Consider the following 16,203-nt stretch of genomic DNA (forward strand, 5'->3'; position numbering starts at 1 on the left):
CATAAAACTTTAGCAAAACTTAAGGTAGATTTATACTGAAATTATAATATTTTTATTATTCTGTTAGTAGAAATATTATTAAGTGGGGGGTAAAAATGAAAAGTCCGGTTGAAAATACTCATTTCGAAACGCCTAACCTTTACCATTTAGAACGAAAAATTGATCAGGAATGGTACCTTCTTATCATGCAAGCAAAAAAATTAGGTTTATCAACTACAGAGGTGAGAAATTTTTTACAAAAGAGATGCGTTACAGATCCCGAAAGCCATTGAATTTATATCCAATCCCTCTTACCGTTAAAATATACATAGGTTTTGAAGGATCTATTTCTATTTTCTTTCGTAAATTGCTAATATGAACCATAACCGTTCGATTATCTCCTAGGCTGTCTTCTCCCCATATGTTCTGAAATAATTGCTCAATAGGATAAACACGATCAGGATTTTTAGCTAATAAGCATAGTAACTGAAATTCTTTTGTCGAGAGAGAAATGGTCGTATTATTCCTCTTCACTACACAGCTTTCTAAATCAATGGAAAGTTCAGGAAATGATAATACACTTTCTCTCGTTTCATTTTTTTTATTGTCATTTAGCTTGGAGCGGTGTTGACGACTTCTCCTTAAATGTGCTTTAATTCTTGCAATTAAAACACCTGGACTAAATGGCTTTGTAATATAATCATCCCCCCCAATTCTTAACCCTAATATTTTATCTATATCCTCTTCTTTAGAGCTTAAAAATACGATTGGAACATCCGTTTTCTTTCTTATTAATTGACAAATTTCAAAGCCATCGAGATCAGGAAGAACAATATCAAGGAAAATTAAATCAGGTTCTTGCATGTCCATTATCGTTAATGCCTCATAACCATTGTGTGCACAAAAAATTTGAAATCCTTCTTTATGTAAATACAACCTCAACACTTCTTTAATGTCATCATCATCATCGACAATCAAGATTTTTTCTCCATCCATCCCTATTCCTCCTACAATTGCTCCTGTCTATGGAAGACATTTTATAAATTCAACTACTCATCCTTAGCTATTCCATTCATTATTATAGCTGTTCTTTTTTGAAAATTATAACATTTTCAAGGGAACAAAGTCGATTTAATTGATAGGCTGTTTTCGTATAGATTGTTGCTTTTAAACCCGCAGCCTGAATACACTTCGTCCGTTTAGCGAGCTCGAGCCTCCTCACTCGTACCTCGAGGCCACTGAAAAAGTGAATGCTATAAAATATAGGTAGTGACAATCTAAGCAACGAAGAGGTTTTCGTTTGGTTTTCCGAGGCTTACCACACGCTTTCCGCGGGGCGAGCGCCGAGCCGCTTCGTCGCTACGCTCCTGCAGGGTCTCGCCTGTCTCGCTAATCCCGCAGGAGTCGTGCGGACGCCTCTCCTAACCAACATGATGGTCGTTTTCAAACTCTCTATACCATTTTTACCCTAATATATTTAAGTGTTTCACCTATAATTTATCTAATAAAACACTTTTTCAGTGCCGTCGCATACGCTCCTGTGGCGCCCGAGTCTTTCTCGCATTCCCACAGGAGTCTACGTGTATTCAGTCTGCTGAGTACTTCTTCTTCCAATATTTTACGTAAAAAACAACAAACTTTGAGAAAACAGCCAATTGATAGAAATAGTAACAAAGATATACAATGGAAATATATACAATTTACTAAGAGTTCATGCATAAAAAATGACACTGAGGTAATATCTATTGTTCGAAAAATAATAGTTGGCTTATATCTAATGAAGGTTAGATGAAAGAAGATGCCTTATTCTATTAAAGGAGGAGCTATGGATTCATTTGAAAAAATATACTCGGAAAGTCGAACGACTAGAATAAGTACTACACCGGAATATATAAACGATTTAAATAAACTAGATTTCAAAACAAATGAAAATGGCATTTTTGAAGGTACTCATATATTAAAACATAATACATCAAAGGACGAAAAAGTCGTTTTTTATGCAGTAATGGAGAATGGTGCATCCCCTCTTTTAATCACTTTAAATGGAAAAAAAGGATATTTTCATATGATAGATGTACCTAAATGTGGAGAAGTCCAATTAAACTACTCCTTATCGAATATACCAGCCGGCAAACAAATGATTTACTTATTTACAGAAAAATATTTTGACGATTATAAGCATTCAGATGAATGGGAGAAACGTCATTCTAACTGGTATATCACACATCTTTATTTTTCCCTTGATGTAAAAGGTGCAAATCCAGCACCAGTTGCCAATCATCTATACGTCGTGCCAAAACGAATAGAGAAACCAACACAAAAAGGTCTTCCTATCACCATATATAAGGATAAAAACTTATTTAAGGAAGCAGACGAATTAAAAGAAGGAACTTATTACTTGAGCATAAACAATAAATATGATCGAGAAATGCAAGGACAATTAATGATGATGACAGATTATACAGTAGGGAATTCTCAAAAACTGTTCATCCCTGCCTTTTCCAAAATAATCATCCCCTTTGAACTAAAAAAAGAGAGCTTAATTGAAAGTATCCGTTTTATTCTACTTGGAATACCAACAAAAGATTATTTTGAGGCTCCACGTCCAATCAGAATAGTTCAAGGAAGCCATCGTTTGCCGGTTGAATGATTTTTCAGTAAGAGTGAAAAAGCTAACATCAAAAGACGTTTTTCAACGACCTTTTGAGTTAGCTTTTTTTCATCTGGCTGTGTTAAAGCTAATTGTTGATTTTGATACTTTGTTGATTGGAGCGGAAGGTGTGAGACTCCTGCGGGAAAAGAGAGTCAAAGGGAGACCCCACAGGCGCAAAGTGCCGAGGAGGCTCCCGGACCGCCCGCGGAAAGCGAATGCCTGGAGCGGAAATCAACAAGCAAGTTTAACAGAGCCTTTCATTTAGTGACTGTGCACCTATTAATGCATGTTAGGATTCGTCATTTGCTGCTGCATTTGGGTTGGTGTGGCTGGCGCATAAGCATTTAAAAGCTGCTGCATATCTTGCGCTGCAAGCTGTGGCACTTGATAGTAATGATGTTTGTTTTGATATAATGAGATTTCGTATGCCATTTCAATACAGTTTGGAATGGATGCAGCAATCACTCTGCGAACAACTGGGTTGGTTGTTTCTGTTGCTGCCATCGTTTTCATTGCTGCAGAAGCTTTCATCGCATTAAGCATAGCAACAGAAACTTGTTGATCAGTTATTTCTGATATGTTTTGAATTGGTTTTGCAGGCGTTGTTGGCACTAACCCAAAGGTGAAATCATTGCCCTCTTTCATCATATATGGTTCTGTTCTTTTAACAGGATCTTGACCTGTTTGAAAGCTTTGCAATGTTAGATTGTACTCTTCTTGAATAAATTGATATTGTCTATTGAGCATATCACGCAATTCAGGATCTTGTACATGCTGCTCTAAAAGCTTATAAGTGTCTAACGCATTAATAGTACCAGTTAATACCTCATGCACGTCGAATACTTCATGCCCACCATGATTCATGTATTGAGGAACTTGCCCTGTTTGTACATTTTGGTGCATTTGATTTTGTCCATTTTGCATCAAGAAAATCTCCTCCTGTTTAAAAAATTAACAACAGGAATAGTATGGAATAACAAAAGCAAATTATTCATGTAATGAAGAAATGAAAATGCACAACAAAATTCCCACTCCTTTGGTCATAATTTTCTCCTTTTCTTTATTTCGCTACTAACAATGATAGGAATCTTTATTTATCCCTTAGTTCTTTTCAAAATAAGTAGACTAGCAATCAATATAATAATAAAAGCAATAAGTGCTAGGAAAGGAATAGTTATAAACCCAAACCAATTTATATACTTATCTGTACACGAAACTCTACCGCAAGCAAGAGAACTTTCTTGAAACAAAGTAAATTGCTGTGTTAAATAATGATAAGTAGAAAAGATAATACCGATAGATGATAAAATACTCGTATAGAGTGCAATGCTTGTTTCTTTTCTAACTATCGCTACACCTAATATTAAAACTTGTGGATACATCATAATTCTTTGAAACCAGCATAATTTACAAGGTTCATATTTTAAAACTTCCGAAAGATATAAGCTACCAAACATAGCAATTAACGCTACACAAAATGCAGTTAAGAGCAGGTTTTCAACATTTTTTTGCATCAAAATAAACTTCCTTTCTCCTTTTCATTTATTTATTTTCTACATAGTTTAATCACACCATTCTTTTCTAATGATGATCCAATCTCTTCAGTGAAGTGACCAAATTCGCCTTTTATGAAAAGTTCTCCCTATTTTTTAACATTATATTGGTATTTATATTTAGTCAATTAAAAAGCTAATTTATCATCTAAATCCCAAAAAATATGTAAAAAAAAATTACGACAATATTTTTTACAAAATTGTTAAAATTGGTTCAGATATACTCATTTACTAAAAAAAGGGGGAATTTTTCATGAAATTATTTAAAGCAATTATTATTTCTGGACTAGCTTTAGCAACATTCTTTGGTACAGAAATCATTGGTGTAAGTCCCAATGAAATCGCATTAGCAGCTGAAAAAAATCAAGATCAAACTCAAAAAACTGGTCTAGTATTTAAACAAAAGGACTTAGTCAAAGTAAAAGAAGAGTTACAAAAATATAATGTAGACAATGAAACTATTAATAAACTAATTTCCAAATTAAAAAATCAAGAACCACTTGATTCTATGCTATATGATACAGATCAAGCTGTTAATGTAGATAAAATTGATACTTCAACTGGTTATGAAGAAGTTTTTACATTTGCAGATGGTTCCATTACTGTTACAGGTGTAGAATTAGCTGATAAGATAAGCTCACCTGGTACTATTACTACAAAAGGAACTGGAATTGAAGGAGGAAGTTGTTCAGGTGGAAGTGGTTATGTAAATTGTAACTATAGAAAAGTTTATTATTTAAATCCTGGGGTTTGGGAAATTAGTTTTAGAGCTAATTATACATATGTTAACGGCGGTTATGATTATATATCATGGGCTGGTGACCAGAGTGTTTGGGAAATATATGGGTCAATTGGAAGCCCATCTTGTAGAATAATTAGATCTAAAGAAACCTCATTTAATAAAGCAGAAGCAAGATTCTCTGTTTATTTATATATAGGTGGATCGTATGGTACACTAACAAGAAGTGTTTCATTAATTGTAGGCGGAGATTCAGCTTATGCTCGTGGAAACACTTATTATTAAATAATTCACAGTGGAGGGAGGAAGAAAATTTATGTATTTTGGTGATACATTATTTCAACTAATTGTTTACGGAGTCCCATTACTACTATTAATTTTATTAATGTTTGCTTTTAAAAATAAAAAATCAAAAAAACAGAATTAATCAAACTTCCTTTTTCAAAAGAAATGCCCTCCATAAACAGACGATCACTTATTAAAGCAAGTGGTCGTCTGTTTTTCTTAATACCTTCAAATATTGTAAATATTACAAAATATAATCTACACTGTAACTATTTTATATTTTTAATAAAAATAGTTAGTAATTCCCATAAAGAAAAAATAAAGGAGTTTAATTATTTTATGAAAAAAATATTGTCGATAGTAATTGCTGTAATTCTATTATTTATTTTTATTAATCCAGAAAATAGTAAAGCACAAACTAAGAAATCTTTTTTAATAGGTTTTAATAATCATGTTAATGAGAAACTAGTAAATGAATATGGCGGCAAAATAGAAAAGAAATATAGATTTATGCCAGTCGTATATGTTAATTTAACTGATAAAGCAGCACAGGCTTTATCAACAAACCCGAATATTTCTTATGTAGAAGAAAATGGACTAGTACATATAACGGGTCAAGAAATTTCTTGGGGAGTACCACATATCAATGCTGATGATGTTAACAACCTTGGCGGGACTGGTAAGGGTGTTAAAGTAGGTGTGATGGATACAGGTATTGATTATACTCATGAAGATCTTAGAGTAGACGGAGGAGAAACATTTGTTGACGGAACCTCTGATTATATGGATGATAATGGCCACGGATCTCATGTAGCAGGGATTATTTCAGCGTTAAATAATGACGTAGGAGTCTTAGGTGTAGCATCAGAAGCAAACCTCTATTCAATTAAAGTTTTGGATAGCAATGGTAATGGAAATTATAGTGATGTAATCGAAGGTATTGAATGGGCTATTTTAAATAATATTGACATTATCAATATGAGTTTTGGTACTAATACTAGTTCACGTTCGTTACAAAATGCCCTAGATGAAGCATATAAAGCAGGTATTCTTATAGTTGCTTCTGCAGGGAATAGTGGTTACAGTAAAAAAGGTACTATTGAATATCCAGCTAAATATAGTTCAGTTATATCAGTAGGAGCAATTGATCAATATGACCATAGGGCTGAATTCTCCAGTGTAGGGAAAGAATTAGAGTTAGTTGCTCCCGGTGTACAAATAAATAGTACAATACCTAAAGGCTATGCAGTTTATAATGGAACTTCTATGTCAGCTCCATATGTATCTGGTGTTGCAACCTTATTAATGCAATTAAGTCCAGAGATTTCTAATGTTAAGGTTAGAGAAATTTTAAATGATACTGCAAAACCTTTAGGTAATTCATCTTTATATGGACATGGGTTAGTAGATGCTTTAAACGCTGTTAACTATATAAATACAAATAAAACAATTAGATAATACTACTTAAAAAATATAAAATTAATCTTGCAAAAGAATTAGAGAAATGAACAGTCTACTACAAATTAAAAATGATTAACTCAACTTTCGCAGACCAAATTAGGCAGGTAAGCCCTGATGTAACTAGGTAAACCTGCAATCCATTGTGATAGTTGATTTTTAAGTAATTGTTGTGTTTGTTTGTTCGTTTTCTTCAAGACATCTCGTAGAAACTCGATTAATTGCTGCAATGCGACAGCCCAATCGAGTTCAATCACTTCGTTATTAGCACTTATATATCAGAAATACAAGTCTATTTCTCTATTTTTTAAAGGACAATGTTTCCCAAATTTCCCACGAAATTTTTGGTGGATGTTGTCTTTTTTAGTTCCAAAAGGAGCGAATAGAGGAATTTTAATGGCATACAACGCTGATGTACAGGCATACATACAGTATGCGAGACTATCGAAAATTAGAAAAGATACTATACTAGCCTCAAAAAAAGTAACAATCTATAAAGCTGGCTTATGTTTTTCTAAACTATTTCCAGCAAAACAAAGATTAATTTTGGATGAAATTGTATATTTCTTAGCGGGAAAGGTATTTGGAAAATTGGAGCAGATAAATTAGCAGAAAGAGTCGGCTACAGCGTAAGAACAGTTTACAATGCTGTTAGATCATGGAAGAAAAGAGGAGATATCTTAGTATGCCGTTTACGGACAATATTATTTTTAAAACAGAAATGGGAAAACTACACTATAATGAATCAGTGGCTTTGTATAATTGATAAGAACATAAAATTTTGTTGTGCCAGCGAATTTCATGATAAACTTCAAAAGGCAGGCTTATTTTAAAAGATAAGAAAATTTTTCCTTAGATGAGTGTCTAGCTCTGACTTATAAGATGTACTAGTACCGGCGTTGCCAAAGACTCGCAGGATGCGAGTCAATCGACGTTGCCACAGGACGTGCGCTTTTCTTAATCAAATTACTCTGCTAAGAAAGTGAGCTAAAAATCGAGCCGCTTCTACTTTTGTACAAACGTGAATCTTAGGCTCACCCTCAAAGCTGCCTACTGTTCTTCCTAACTCTTCCCCTTCTAGGACAACCTTTACATTCATCGCTTCAGTTGTAACAAAATTGGCATCTATTGCAACACCTACTGCAAGCGGATCATGAAGAGCACAACCGCCAATACCTGGATAAAAAGATTCATATTTTTCCATATAAAACTCGGTTATATCTGCTAAAAAGCGAGCCGATTCCTGCTCAGCAGCACGCCATTCATTTAGTGTAGATTTTGGCAATAATGTCTTCATTGTTACATCGAGTCCCACAATTGTGACTGGTAAACCTGAAGAGAAAACATAATCGGCTGCTTCAGGATCAGAGAAAATATTTGCTTCACTATATGGAGTTACGTTCCCACGTACATTTACAGCACCGCCCATAATCACAACTTCTTTAACAAACGGTATTATTTCCGGTGCTTTTTCTATTGCTAGAGCAAGGTTAGTCAGCGGACCAACTGAAATGATTGTTATTTCTTGAGGACGTTTTTTTACTTGTTCAATGATAAAGTCCGGTGCAAATCCAATTTCAGCTTGTGCAATTGGATCACTCTTCAAGGCATTGCCTAAACCATCTTCTCCATGAACGTGTTTCGCCGAATGTTTTTTCTCCCCACGCCTGAATGTTTGTGCTGCTCCTTGGTAAACAGGAATCCGTTTCCCTACTTTTTCTAAAACTACCAGTGTATTGCGTGTCGCTTCTGCTGCTGATACGTTTCCAAAACAAGTCGTAAAACCAAGCAGCTCTAATTCTGGAGAGTTTAGAGCATATGCCATCGCTAAAGCATCATCAATCCCAGTATCAACATCGAATATAATTGGCTTCAAATATAATCACTCCATTTAATAGTTTAAATTAACTTTATTAGAAAATAAGAAAACATAATATTTTTGAACTTAGATCAGTGTCTAGCTCCGGAGCCTGCGCTTTTCTTATAACTTTGAAACACGTTTCATAAATTGATGTGTTTCTTCCATATCAGGCATTGAGCTTTGAGCTCCTGATCGTGTAACGGTTATTGCTCCTACTGCATTTGCGAATTGAGTCGCTGACCATATATCTTTACCGCTGACAAGTGCTGTTGCGAGCGCACCTGCAAATGCGTCTCCTGCAGCAGTCGTATCAACAACTTGTATGTCATATCCGTCCATTGTAAAAGTTCTATTTCCGTTTGTGACCACAACACCTTGTCCCCCAAGCTTTGAAAATACAGTATTGACGCCTTTTCTTAACAGTTCTACACTGGCTATTCTTGCTGATCGAATATCAGAAACATCAATGTTAGTAATTACAGATATTTCACTTTCGTTTGGAGTAATATAATTGACCATTTTGTATAATTCGTCTGGTAAAACTCTAGCTGGAGCAGGATCAAGCATGAGTGGAATGTTTTTTGCTTTTGCTATTTTAGCCACTTCTATCACTGATTCTAAGGGTATTTCAAGTTGAACGATGACAAGCTTTGCTTGACATATTACTTGCTTATGTTCTCTTATATACTCAGGAGTTACTAGATTATTGGCCCCCGGAGCTACAATAATGCTATTATCGGCATCTTCATTAAGATTAATGAAGGCCACTCCAGTGGACTCATTTTCAACTCGTCCAATAGAAGAGGTATCTACACCAACTTCGTTTAAATTTTGCAAGAGTTGATTGCCAAATACATCATTTCCAACCCGACCGATCATCGCGACAGATGCCCCAAGTTTACCTGCAGCATATGCTTGGTTTCCACCTTTTCCGCCAGGACTCATAAAAAAGTCACTGCCAAGTATGGTTTCTCCCCATTCAGGTTTTCGCTTCACTTTAACTACCATGTCCATGTTTAAACTACCTACAACAACAATGTCTGAACTCATCACTTTTGGTCCTCCCGATTTATGTTTCTCTTTGGACAAATTTATGCTCTAGCACCAGGCTCTTGGCTGTGGACCTTACCCCCTTTATACGTTCAACAAGCATCTCAACAGCTGTTACACCAATTTGATATGCAGGAACCGAAATAGTACTTAACTTTGGAGTACTCATTTGTGCAAATAAAATATCATCACAGCCTATGACCGAAATATCTTGTGGAATCCTTAATCTCTTTTCTTGAATGGCATGCATAGCTCCCAATGCAATTAAATCATTTGCTGCAAATACTGCAGTTGGAGTTGATTCTTCTAAAATTGATTTCATGAGCTCATAACCAGACTCATAACTAAAGTTTCCAATCCTAATGGAAGGATTAAGATTATGTTCATGCATCGCGTCTCTGTACGCATTCCTTCGCATTTCAGCCGACTGAACGAGGCTAGGTCCTGATATATGACATATATCTTGATGCCCTTTCCGAATCAAATTGAGAACTGCTTCGTATGAAGCTTTGTAATGATCAATCGATACGGTATCAAATGTCGTTTTTGTTAATAATCTATCGCACAAGACAAATGGGGTTTTTAAATCACTCAATTTGTTTACTTTATGCTCGTCCAATATGGAAGAAATTAAAATAATTCCTGCTACTTGCTGGCACATCATTTTCTCGATATATTCTTGTTCGATATTAGGATTATTGTCTGTATTACTAATAAACAGTGAAAATCCTTCTCGATGTGCTGCATCCTCAACCCCTCTTGCAATGATTGGAAAGTATGGATTCGTAATATCAGGCAAAATCAAACCAATTACATTGGAAGTATTGTTAGCCAAATTTCTGGCAAAGGCATTGGGGTGATACCCTAATTCCTCAATGGATTGGAGAACCCGCTGTCTAATTTGATCATTAACTTTTGGATTATGATTAAGAACTCGAGATACAGTTGCTTTGGAAACATTAGCATAGTTAGCTACATCCATTATCGTTACCTTCATGTTTTCCTACCCCTTTTATATAAGGAACCGGTTTCTCTTAGAAGTAAAAACCCAGAAACCGGTTTCTTAAATAAGTGTAAATATACAACTGTTTTTTCACTATGCATATAATACAATCAATAAAAAAAGATATCTACTTTTATGTAAGAATATATTACAAGATATTTTTTATTAATTCCTCAAACTTCGCACCTTTAAATTCGTTTGCAAATCTTGATATGACTCGGTTTAGAACAATAAAAAGGGAGGCTTGTTTTTTATTGTTGAGGTTGCTTTCCACTACGGGTTGCGAGTATCCTGAAACGGAAAGCAAGCCCCTATTTGTAAGGAATAATGTTTGCAAAAAAACACCCTAAAAGACTAATCAATCACCCTTTTCTAATTGCCCTAAACCAAGTTATAGCAATACATGAAGAGGAATTTATAATTGCGAAGTTTGAGTTAATTCTAATCCTTCATTTATTTTAAGAAAAATCTTATTTTAAAAAAGAAATTGGAAAAACTAATGTATAAGTTTATATTCAAAAATAAATGAACGAGAGGTTTATTATGATAGATGAAAGCATGAAAATCTGTTGCGCCAGCGAATATCATCCACTAAAAAAGGTAGTCTTAACATCTCCAACCTATATGACGATTAAAGAACCGATAAATGCGATACAAGAACAATATTTCCAAGAAAATATCAACACACAAAAAGCGGAACAACAGCATGGAATATTTGTAGAAAAATTAAAAGAGCATGGAGTCGAAGTTACTCTTCTTCCCCCATTTAAAAAGTATCCAGAACAAGTTTTTACTAGGGATATTGGATTTATATTAGGCATGCATGTATTTGTTTCTGAAATGGGACATGATGTAAGGAAAGGAGAAGAGAATACCTTTTTAAGATGGTTAGAGAAAGAAAACATAACGTACACCAATTTAAAAGGCGATAAAATGGAAGGCGGCGATGTGTTAATTGACCAAAATACCATTTATGTTGGAGTAAGCAACCGGACAAATAAGAAAGCGATTGAGCATTTACAAACTTTATTGCCGACTTATGAGGTAATTGCGGTCCCTTTCACCGATACATTTTTGCATTTGGATTGTGTGTTTAATATTCTCTCCCCGACAGAAGCTCTTATATACCGTGGTGAAATCGATAAGGAGGTAGAGAAACTGTTAGCGGAACGTTATGAATTAATTGAAGTATCAAAAGAAGAACAAGCAACATTAGGAACAAACGTATTATCAATTGGAGATAAAAAAGTATTCAGCCTTCCAATTAATAAAGGAGTAAATAAAGAGCTTAAAAAGCGAGATTACACTATAATCGAAGTAGATATTTCAGAAATCATCAAATCTGGTGGAGCTTTTCGCTGCTGTACGCTTCCCCTTAAAAGATTATAGTTTGTTGTGGTGCACTGGCACCGCCCAGATTTACGACAGCTAATCTTTGGATAGTGACATGCATCTAAAAATACTCTTTATACCACTGAACTGTTTTTTCTATTCCTTTTTCAAAGCTGTAGACTGGTTGCCACGTCAGTACTTCCTTTGCTTTTTTAGCGGATAGATAATGGCCAGCAATTTTTTTGCTATTTTGCTTTAAAATTACTGGCTTCAGATTACTATTCATGATTGCTATTATTCTTTGAACGACCTCTAACACTGTTAATGCGTTTTCATTGCCGAAATTAAAAGCTTCTCCAGCAAGCTTATATTCTTCCATTTTTTCTGCAACAAGCAAATGAGCATGTACTGCATCTTTCACATAAAAAAAATCGTGAATTTGTGTACCATCACCTCTTATGATTGGTGCTTCGTTATGAAGAATGGAGCGAATTGTTCCTGGAATGATTCTGCTAAAATTAACATCTCCGCCTCCATACAAATTTCCACATCTTATTATGCAAACTGGGAGTTGATAAGTCTCATAATACGTATGTGCAATTAAATCAGCGCAGCTTTTTGACACATCATAAGGCTTTCGTCCATTTAATGAAAAGGACTCTTCAAGAGGCAAGAGCAGGGACTCCCCATATGCTTTTTCACTCGATGTGATGATCACTCTTTTCACTGAATGCTGCCTGCAAGCATCTAACATATTCCATGTTCCTCTAATATTTGTCTCAAAAGTGGAAAGTGGATTTAAAATGGCTTCCCCAGTAACTGCTTGGGCTGCCATATGAAATACTGTATCAATGTTATGTTCTGCTATTGCACATTTTATCGAATCTAAATCTTCTAAATCCCCTTGTAAAAAATTCACTTTTTGAAAAGAAGGATTTAGACAAAAGGGTGATGTTGGATTTCTTACTAACGCTGTAATATTTGCATTTAGCTGAACCAATTCTTTCAACAAATATCGCCCAACAAAACCGGTGGAGCCAGTAATTAAAACGTTTTTATTCTTCCAAAAATATTTCCGATCACTCATTTATGATCATGCCTTCCATTTTGAAAATTGCATAAATGATAGATTCTCTTCTGACCATCATCTGATAATACCCATTCCAACTGATTTTTGTTTTTTTCTAAATCAAAATCGCCAACACCAGCAAAAATTCCAAAAAACAACCCAATTTTCGCTATTAACACGGGCAGAATTAATATTTCTTGTTCTGTTAATTCTCCATAACCATGCAAAAATTCCTTGCCTAAAGAGTCCATCATTTGATGAGTTAAAATAAAATAAAGGGCATAGGCAACATCAAATACTCTTTCTCCAATTTGCAAAGAGTCAAAGTCCATCACACAGCTCACCAGATCGTTTTTATGATAAAGCTGATTCCACGGATTCCAATCGCCGTGAATAACAGTCTTTGGAAGATCTTTAGCCGAGGTTTGCTGTTGATTTATTAGATCGAAAAGATGATCAACATCTTTTTGGTTATTTTTTGGCAGTTTATGTCCTTCTTCCTTAAGCAGCTTCACGATCGTTTTAGGGGGAAGATTATAATAGGAGTAAACCCCGGTAGGTTCAGGACTTTCCTTCACGGAATGCAGTGCATCATGTATTTTTCTAAGTGTTTTTCCACTATGATAAGCTTGCCCAGGCACCCATTGAAATGACATCGATTCTACGAAAGGAGTGACCAGTATTTTATTTAATTTATAGTAGGAAAAACTCTTATTTTGAACATTGCGTATCGGAGTTAAGGCAGGAATTCCTGCCTCACAAAGCCTAGCAATCATTTTATTTGCATAATGAAGTCGTTCATCTTCAATATTTTCCTTAAATATTCGTACGACAAAGGCACCCTTATTTGTTTCTATTTTTATATTGCTATTAGCATAGCCGCCAAGCGGTCCAGCAATGCTTTTCAACTTACCGATTCCAAATTCTTTACATATTTTCTGTATATCTGTATATATAGTAGAAACCATTTAGTACCCCTCCCATTAAAAAAATGGTTTATATCTCCCAAAATAGTTTCAAATCCACTTTTTCTGCAAATCCATTAAATGTCGGGTCTACTTTTTCCACACTATCAATAACATTGTAAAGCTCTTGTTTATATATTTTGAAAATAAATGGTGTATGTTTTTCGCTGTTATGAATTAGCTTTATATTATTTTTTCCGATAATTCTCCAGCCGCTGAAGTGGAAAAAAATTAGTTTATCATTATTAATCCATACTTTTTTGTCTTTCACATGATAATAATATTTCCGAAAATTCCAAGGACCAATATTAACTCCTGGCGTAGTGATGTCACATACGCCTAAAAATAGCTTTGGCAATTCATCCAAATATTTTTGATCTCCGAATGTTCCTCCACTCGGGTTAATTGCACAGCTTTCAAGACATTTTTCTTTCCACCATTTTAAAGCAGAGATTCCCATTTCATCTCGCTTAAAGCTCAAGAACCCTGAATTATACTTGCCTGTTATATTTTCGACCTCTTTTAATGTTGATTTTTTTTTAGGCGAAATTGCTTTTTCTTCCTTTGTTAATAACACAGAGCAGTCAGGCTGATTCCAAAAAATATGGTTTGGATTTCTCCAAAAAAACAGATCAGAATCAAGATATGTGACCCTGTTTACTGAAGGGTATGTTTCTAGCACTCTTTCAATAATAATTGGTTTAAGCGTCCAGCAATATTCATGCAGCTTTCTTGTATTTTTCAAACCTAAAATTTCCTTGCTCAAATCCTCATCACTAGTTAAAAAAATATTTTTCCACTTTAGTTTCTGTAAAACCTTATACGTCTCCTCATCTGTACAAAGAATATGAAAGGAAAAGTCTTCTTTTAATTCTTTATAGAGCGAACGAATAAGGGCCAGTGCCTGATAAAGCCTCTTTTTCGAGAGAACGGTACAAAATGCGTTATCCATCTTTCAACATCACTCTACTCTCCATCTTTATTCATTAATTCATAAATAAGAGCAAACAAAGCTTTCATAAAATATGGTTTCTTTAATTCTTGGGATAACTTTTCCTCTTGCTGCTGCACGGTTGACAAGTATTCTTTTAATCGAGATAATTTTTCTGGTTTGATTTGGTTCATATGTTTTTTTCTGACGAATTGCACTAATTCTCTAAAAAGGTGCAAAAGATCGACATGATTATTTAATGCAGCCATTTCTTTTATTTCGATTATTAATTCATTTAGTTTTTTTTCATCAAGTAAGGGTTTGACTGGGGGGATGGTAGAAGTAGTAATAATGAGAAGAATGAGCAGCATATCTAAATACTTGATATCATTATACTTTTCGAACATATAATGGAGACTGTTCACATATTGAGGCAGAGAGTATTGTAAAGGATGTTCTTGATGGACGTTAACGATGTCCTGTCTAACTTTGAATTTGCATCCTGCTTTATATAGTCTAAATGCTAAATCAATATCTTCAAATCCCCAGTTTTCATTTTTATCATCAAACAACCCAACTTCCATCACCTTATTTCTGGAAACAGAGGAATTATTCGTTAAAAAGTATCTCCATGAAAATGGGTAACCATCTAACTCTTCTCCATAGTTTTGAAGCGTCTCTTTTAAAGAAGCAATTATTTCATTGTCTAAATCAAAACTCTCATGCATAAACGTGCCATTTATTATTTCTTGTATGGGTATTAAAGGGGTTTTATTTTTTTTTGCTTTTCCATCGCAAGTAAATCGGTCTTTAAACTGCTGAAAGTGGTTATACTGATCGCTATGAAAATATTTATAATAAAAACTAAATATTCTTTTCCAAAACATTCCGCAAATAACTGTATTTTCATCCTGATGTGCCTCTATATGCTTTCTAACAAAATCCTTTGCTGCAATCATATCACTGTCATGAAAAATCAGTATATCTCCTGTAGCTTTTAATATGCCTTTGTTTCTTCCATTCGCTATTCCTTTATTTTTTTTTAAGCGGACTGTTTTTAACACATATTTCGACTGAAATTTTTTTAACATCAGTCCTGTGTTATCATTTGAACCGTTATCTATGACAATTACTTCAAACTCTTCGAATGGATAATCCTGATAATTAAGTGATTCTAAATTATAGTAAAGCCGCTCCATTGCGTTATAAGATGGAATGATGACGCTAGCCCTCATTTTACACCTCCATTTAAGCCTTAGTCTTTTTTAGAAGATAAGAAAATAAAATTTTTCAACTTAGATGACCAAGCCGCTTCCGCTTTTCTT

16 protein-coding genes and 1 pseudogene are annotated in these 16,203 nt (G+C 34.5%); 6 read left to right on the plus strand and 11 right to left on the minus strand.

All coding sequences use genetic code 11. The features are described from left to right. The first annotated feature begins 95 nt into the window (after window positions 1-95). Entirely contained in the window at window positions 96-272 is a 177-nt protein-coding gene (locus ACTYA4_RS19635) for an anti-repressor SinI family protein (protein ID WP_443483229.1), read from the plus strand. Here the strand turns inward: ACTYA4_RS19635 and ACTYA4_RS19640 are convergent. Continuing rightward, complete coding sequence (locus ACTYA4_RS19640; RefSeq protein WP_445505844.1) at window positions 250-975, minus strand: response regulator; 726 nt, start codon at window positions 973-975, stop codon at window positions 250-252. The genes ACTYA4_RS19635 and ACTYA4_RS19640 overlap by 23 nt on opposite strands. An 829-nt stretch (window positions 976-1,804) precedes the next feature. Here ACTYA4_RS19640 and ACTYA4_RS19645 point away from each other — a divergent pair. Next, complete coding sequence (locus ACTYA4_RS19645) at window positions 1,805-2,629, plus strand: hypothetical protein (protein WP_443483231.1); 825 nt, start codon at window positions 1,805-1,807, stop codon at window positions 2,627-2,629. Between the two features lie 282 nt (window positions 2,630-2,911). On the opposite strand, the gene ACTYA4_RS19650 is transcribed toward ACTYA4_RS19645, so the two are convergent. Next, a complete protein-coding gene (locus ACTYA4_RS19650; RefSeq protein ID WP_443483246.1) occupies window positions 2,912-3,556 on the minus strand; it encodes a spore coat protein in 645 nt (214 codons plus the stop codon). A 170-nt stretch (window positions 3,557-3,726) separates the two neighbouring features. Further along, window positions 3,727-4,146, minus strand: a complete 420-nt coding sequence (locus tag ACTYA4_RS19655; protein ID WP_443483232.1) for a disulfide oxidoreductase — start codon at window positions 4,144-4,146, stop codon at window positions 3,727-3,729. Between the two features lie 292 nt (window positions 4,147-4,438). Here ACTYA4_RS19655 and ACTYA4_RS19660 point away from each other — a divergent pair, with 292 nt between their 5' ends. Together ACTYA4_RS19660 and ACTYA4_RS19665 are read left to right on the plus strand one after the other, a co-directional pair. After that, window positions 4,439-5,209 carry a hypothetical protein gene (locus ACTYA4_RS19660; protein ID WP_443483233.1) on the plus strand — a complete coding sequence of 257 codons (771 nt, stop codon included), beginning with the start codon at window positions 4,439-4,441 and terminating at the stop codon, window positions 5,207-5,209. A 339-nt stretch (window positions 5,210-5,548) separates the two neighbouring features. Next, window positions 5,549-6,667: a S8 family peptidase gene (locus tag ACTYA4_RS19665; RefSeq protein WP_443483234.1), complete on the plus strand. Its 1,119-nt coding sequence runs from the start codon at window positions 5,549-5,551 to the stop codon at window positions 6,665-6,667. A gap of 80 nt (window positions 6,668-6,747) precedes the next feature. Here ACTYA4_RS19665 and ACTYA4_RS19670 read toward each other — a convergent pair. Further along, window positions 6,748-6,930: pseudogene (locus ACTYA4_RS19670) on the minus strand (IS4 family transposase); the annotation flags it as partial. A gap of 88 nt (window positions 6,931-7,018) precedes the next feature. On the opposite strand from ACTYA4_RS19670, the gene ACTYA4_RS19675 reads away from it, so the two are divergent. After that, the gene (locus tag ACTYA4_RS19675) at window positions 7,019-7,276 is read left to right on the plus strand and encodes a hypothetical protein (protein WP_445505845.1); all 258 of its coding nucleotides are present in this window, start codon (window positions 7,019-7,021) and stop codon (window positions 7,274-7,276) included. A gap of 352 nt (window positions 7,277-7,628) precedes the next feature. Here ACTYA4_RS19675 and ACTYA4_RS19680 read toward each other — a convergent pair whose 3' ends face one another. From ACTYA4_RS19680 to ACTYA4_RS19690, 3 genes are all read right to left on the minus strand, one after another. Continuing rightward, window positions 7,629-8,543: a nucleoside hydrolase gene (locus ACTYA4_RS19680; protein WP_443483236.1), complete on the minus strand. Its 915-nt coding sequence runs from the start codon at window positions 8,541-8,543 to the stop codon at window positions 7,629-7,631. A gap of 105 nt (window positions 8,544-8,648) precedes the next feature. Next, window positions 8,649-9,578 (minus strand): ribokinase, encoded by a 930-nt coding sequence (rbsK, locus tag ACTYA4_RS19685; protein WP_443483247.1) that lies wholly within the window; start codon window positions 9,576-9,578, stop codon window positions 8,649-8,651. 19 nt (window positions 9,579-9,597) lie between these two features. Continuing rightward, window positions 9,598-10,575 carry a LacI family DNA-binding transcriptional regulator gene (locus tag ACTYA4_RS19690; RefSeq protein ID WP_443483237.1) on the minus strand — a complete coding sequence of 326 codons (978 nt, stop codon included), beginning with the start codon at window positions 10,573-10,575 and terminating at the stop codon, window positions 9,598-9,600. A gap of 549 nt (window positions 10,576-11,124) precedes the next feature. Here ACTYA4_RS19690 and ACTYA4_RS19695 point away from each other — a divergent pair. Further along, window positions 11,125-11,970 (plus strand): dimethylarginine dimethylaminohydrolase family protein, encoded by an 846-nt coding sequence (locus tag ACTYA4_RS19695; protein WP_443483238.1) that lies wholly within the window; start codon window positions 11,125-11,127, stop codon window positions 11,968-11,970. A 64-nt stretch (window positions 11,971-12,034) separates the two neighbouring features. Here the strand turns inward: ACTYA4_RS19695 and ACTYA4_RS19700 are convergent, their stop codons facing one another. From ACTYA4_RS19700 to ACTYA4_RS19715, 4 genes are read right to left on the minus strand one after another with little or no spacing between them, the layout of a single operon-like run. Then, window positions 12,035-13,000 carry an NAD-dependent epimerase/dehydratase family protein gene (locus tag ACTYA4_RS19700; protein WP_443483239.1) on the minus strand — a complete coding sequence of 322 codons (966 nt, stop codon included), beginning with the start codon at window positions 12,998-13,000 and terminating at the stop codon, window positions 12,035-12,037. After that, the gene (locus ACTYA4_RS19705) at window positions 12,997-13,950 is read right to left on the minus strand and encodes a phosphotransferase (RefSeq protein ID WP_443483240.1); all 954 of its coding nucleotides are present in this window, start codon (window positions 13,948-13,950) and stop codon (window positions 12,997-12,999) included. The genes ACTYA4_RS19700 and ACTYA4_RS19705 overlap by 4 nt, the downstream gene beginning before the upstream one ends. A 28-nt stretch (window positions 13,951-13,978) precedes the next feature. After that, a complete protein-coding gene (locus ACTYA4_RS19710) occupies window positions 13,979-14,899 on the minus strand; it encodes a putative nucleotide-diphospho-sugar transferase (protein ID WP_443483241.1) in 921 nt (306 codons plus the stop codon). Between the two features lie 14 nt (window positions 14,900-14,913). Next, window positions 14,914-16,113, minus strand: coding sequence for a glycosyltransferase (locus ACTYA4_RS19715; RefSeq protein WP_445505846.1), 1,200 nt, complete (start codon window positions 16,111-16,113; stop codon window positions 14,914-14,916). Window positions 16,114-16,203 lie beyond the last annotated feature (90 nt).

Source organism: Niallia yueguangensis, from assembly GCF_052663115.1.

Coding starts and splice junctions, on each gene's coding strand:
- ACTYA4_RS19635 (WP_443483229.1), top strand. CDS start 96: ATGAAAAGTCCGGTTGAAAATACTCATTTCGAAACGCCTAACCTTTAC.
- ACTYA4_RS19640 (WP_445505844.1), bottom strand. CDS start 975: ATGGATGGAGAAAAAATCTTGATTGTCGATGATGATGATGACATTAAA.
- ACTYA4_RS19645 (WP_443483231.1), top strand. CDS start 1,805: ATGGATTCATTTGAAAAAATATACTCGGAAAGTCGAACGACTAGAATA.
- ACTYA4_RS19650 (WP_443483246.1), bottom strand. CDS start 3,556: ATGCAAAATGGACAAAATCAAATGCACCAAAATGTACAAACAGGGCAA.
- ACTYA4_RS19655 (WP_443483232.1), bottom strand. CDS start 4,146: ATGCAAAAAAATGTTGAAAACCTGCTCTTAACTGCATTTTGTGTAGCG.
- ACTYA4_RS19660 (WP_443483233.1), top strand. CDS start 4,439: ATGAAATTATTTAAAGCAATTATTATTTCTGGACTAGCTTTAGCAACA.
- ACTYA4_RS19665 (WP_443483234.1), top strand. CDS start 5,549: ATGAAAAAAATATTGTCGATAGTAATTGCTGTAATTCTATTATTTATT.
- ACTYA4_RS19675 (WP_445505845.1), top strand. CDS start 7,019: ATGTTGTCTTTTTTAGTTCCAAAAGGAGCGAATAGAGGAATTTTAATG.
- rbsK (WP_443483247.1), bottom strand. CDS start 9,578: ATGAGTTCAGACATTGTTGTTGTAGGTAGTTTAAACATGGACATGGTA.
- ACTYA4_RS19690 (WP_443483237.1), bottom strand. CDS start 10,575: ATGAAGGTAACGATAATGGATGTAGCTAACTATGCTAATGTTTCCAAA.
- ACTYA4_RS19695 (WP_443483238.1), top strand. CDS start 11,125: ATGATAGATGAAAGCATGAAAATCTGTTGCGCCAGCGAATATCATCCA.
- ACTYA4_RS19700 (WP_443483239.1), bottom strand. CDS start 13,000: ATGAGTGATCGGAAATATTTTTGGAAGAATAAAAACGTTTTAATTACT.
- ACTYA4_RS19705 (WP_443483240.1), bottom strand. CDS start 13,950: ATGGTTTCTACTATATATACAGATATACAGAAAATATGTAAAGAATTT.
- ACTYA4_RS19710 (WP_443483241.1), bottom strand. CDS start 14,899: ATGGATAACGCATTTTGTACCGTTCTCTCGAAAAAGAGGCTTTATCAG.
- ACTYA4_RS19715 (WP_445505846.1), bottom strand. CDS start 16,113: ATGAGGGCTAGCGTCATCATTCCATCTTATAACGCAATGGAGCGGCTT.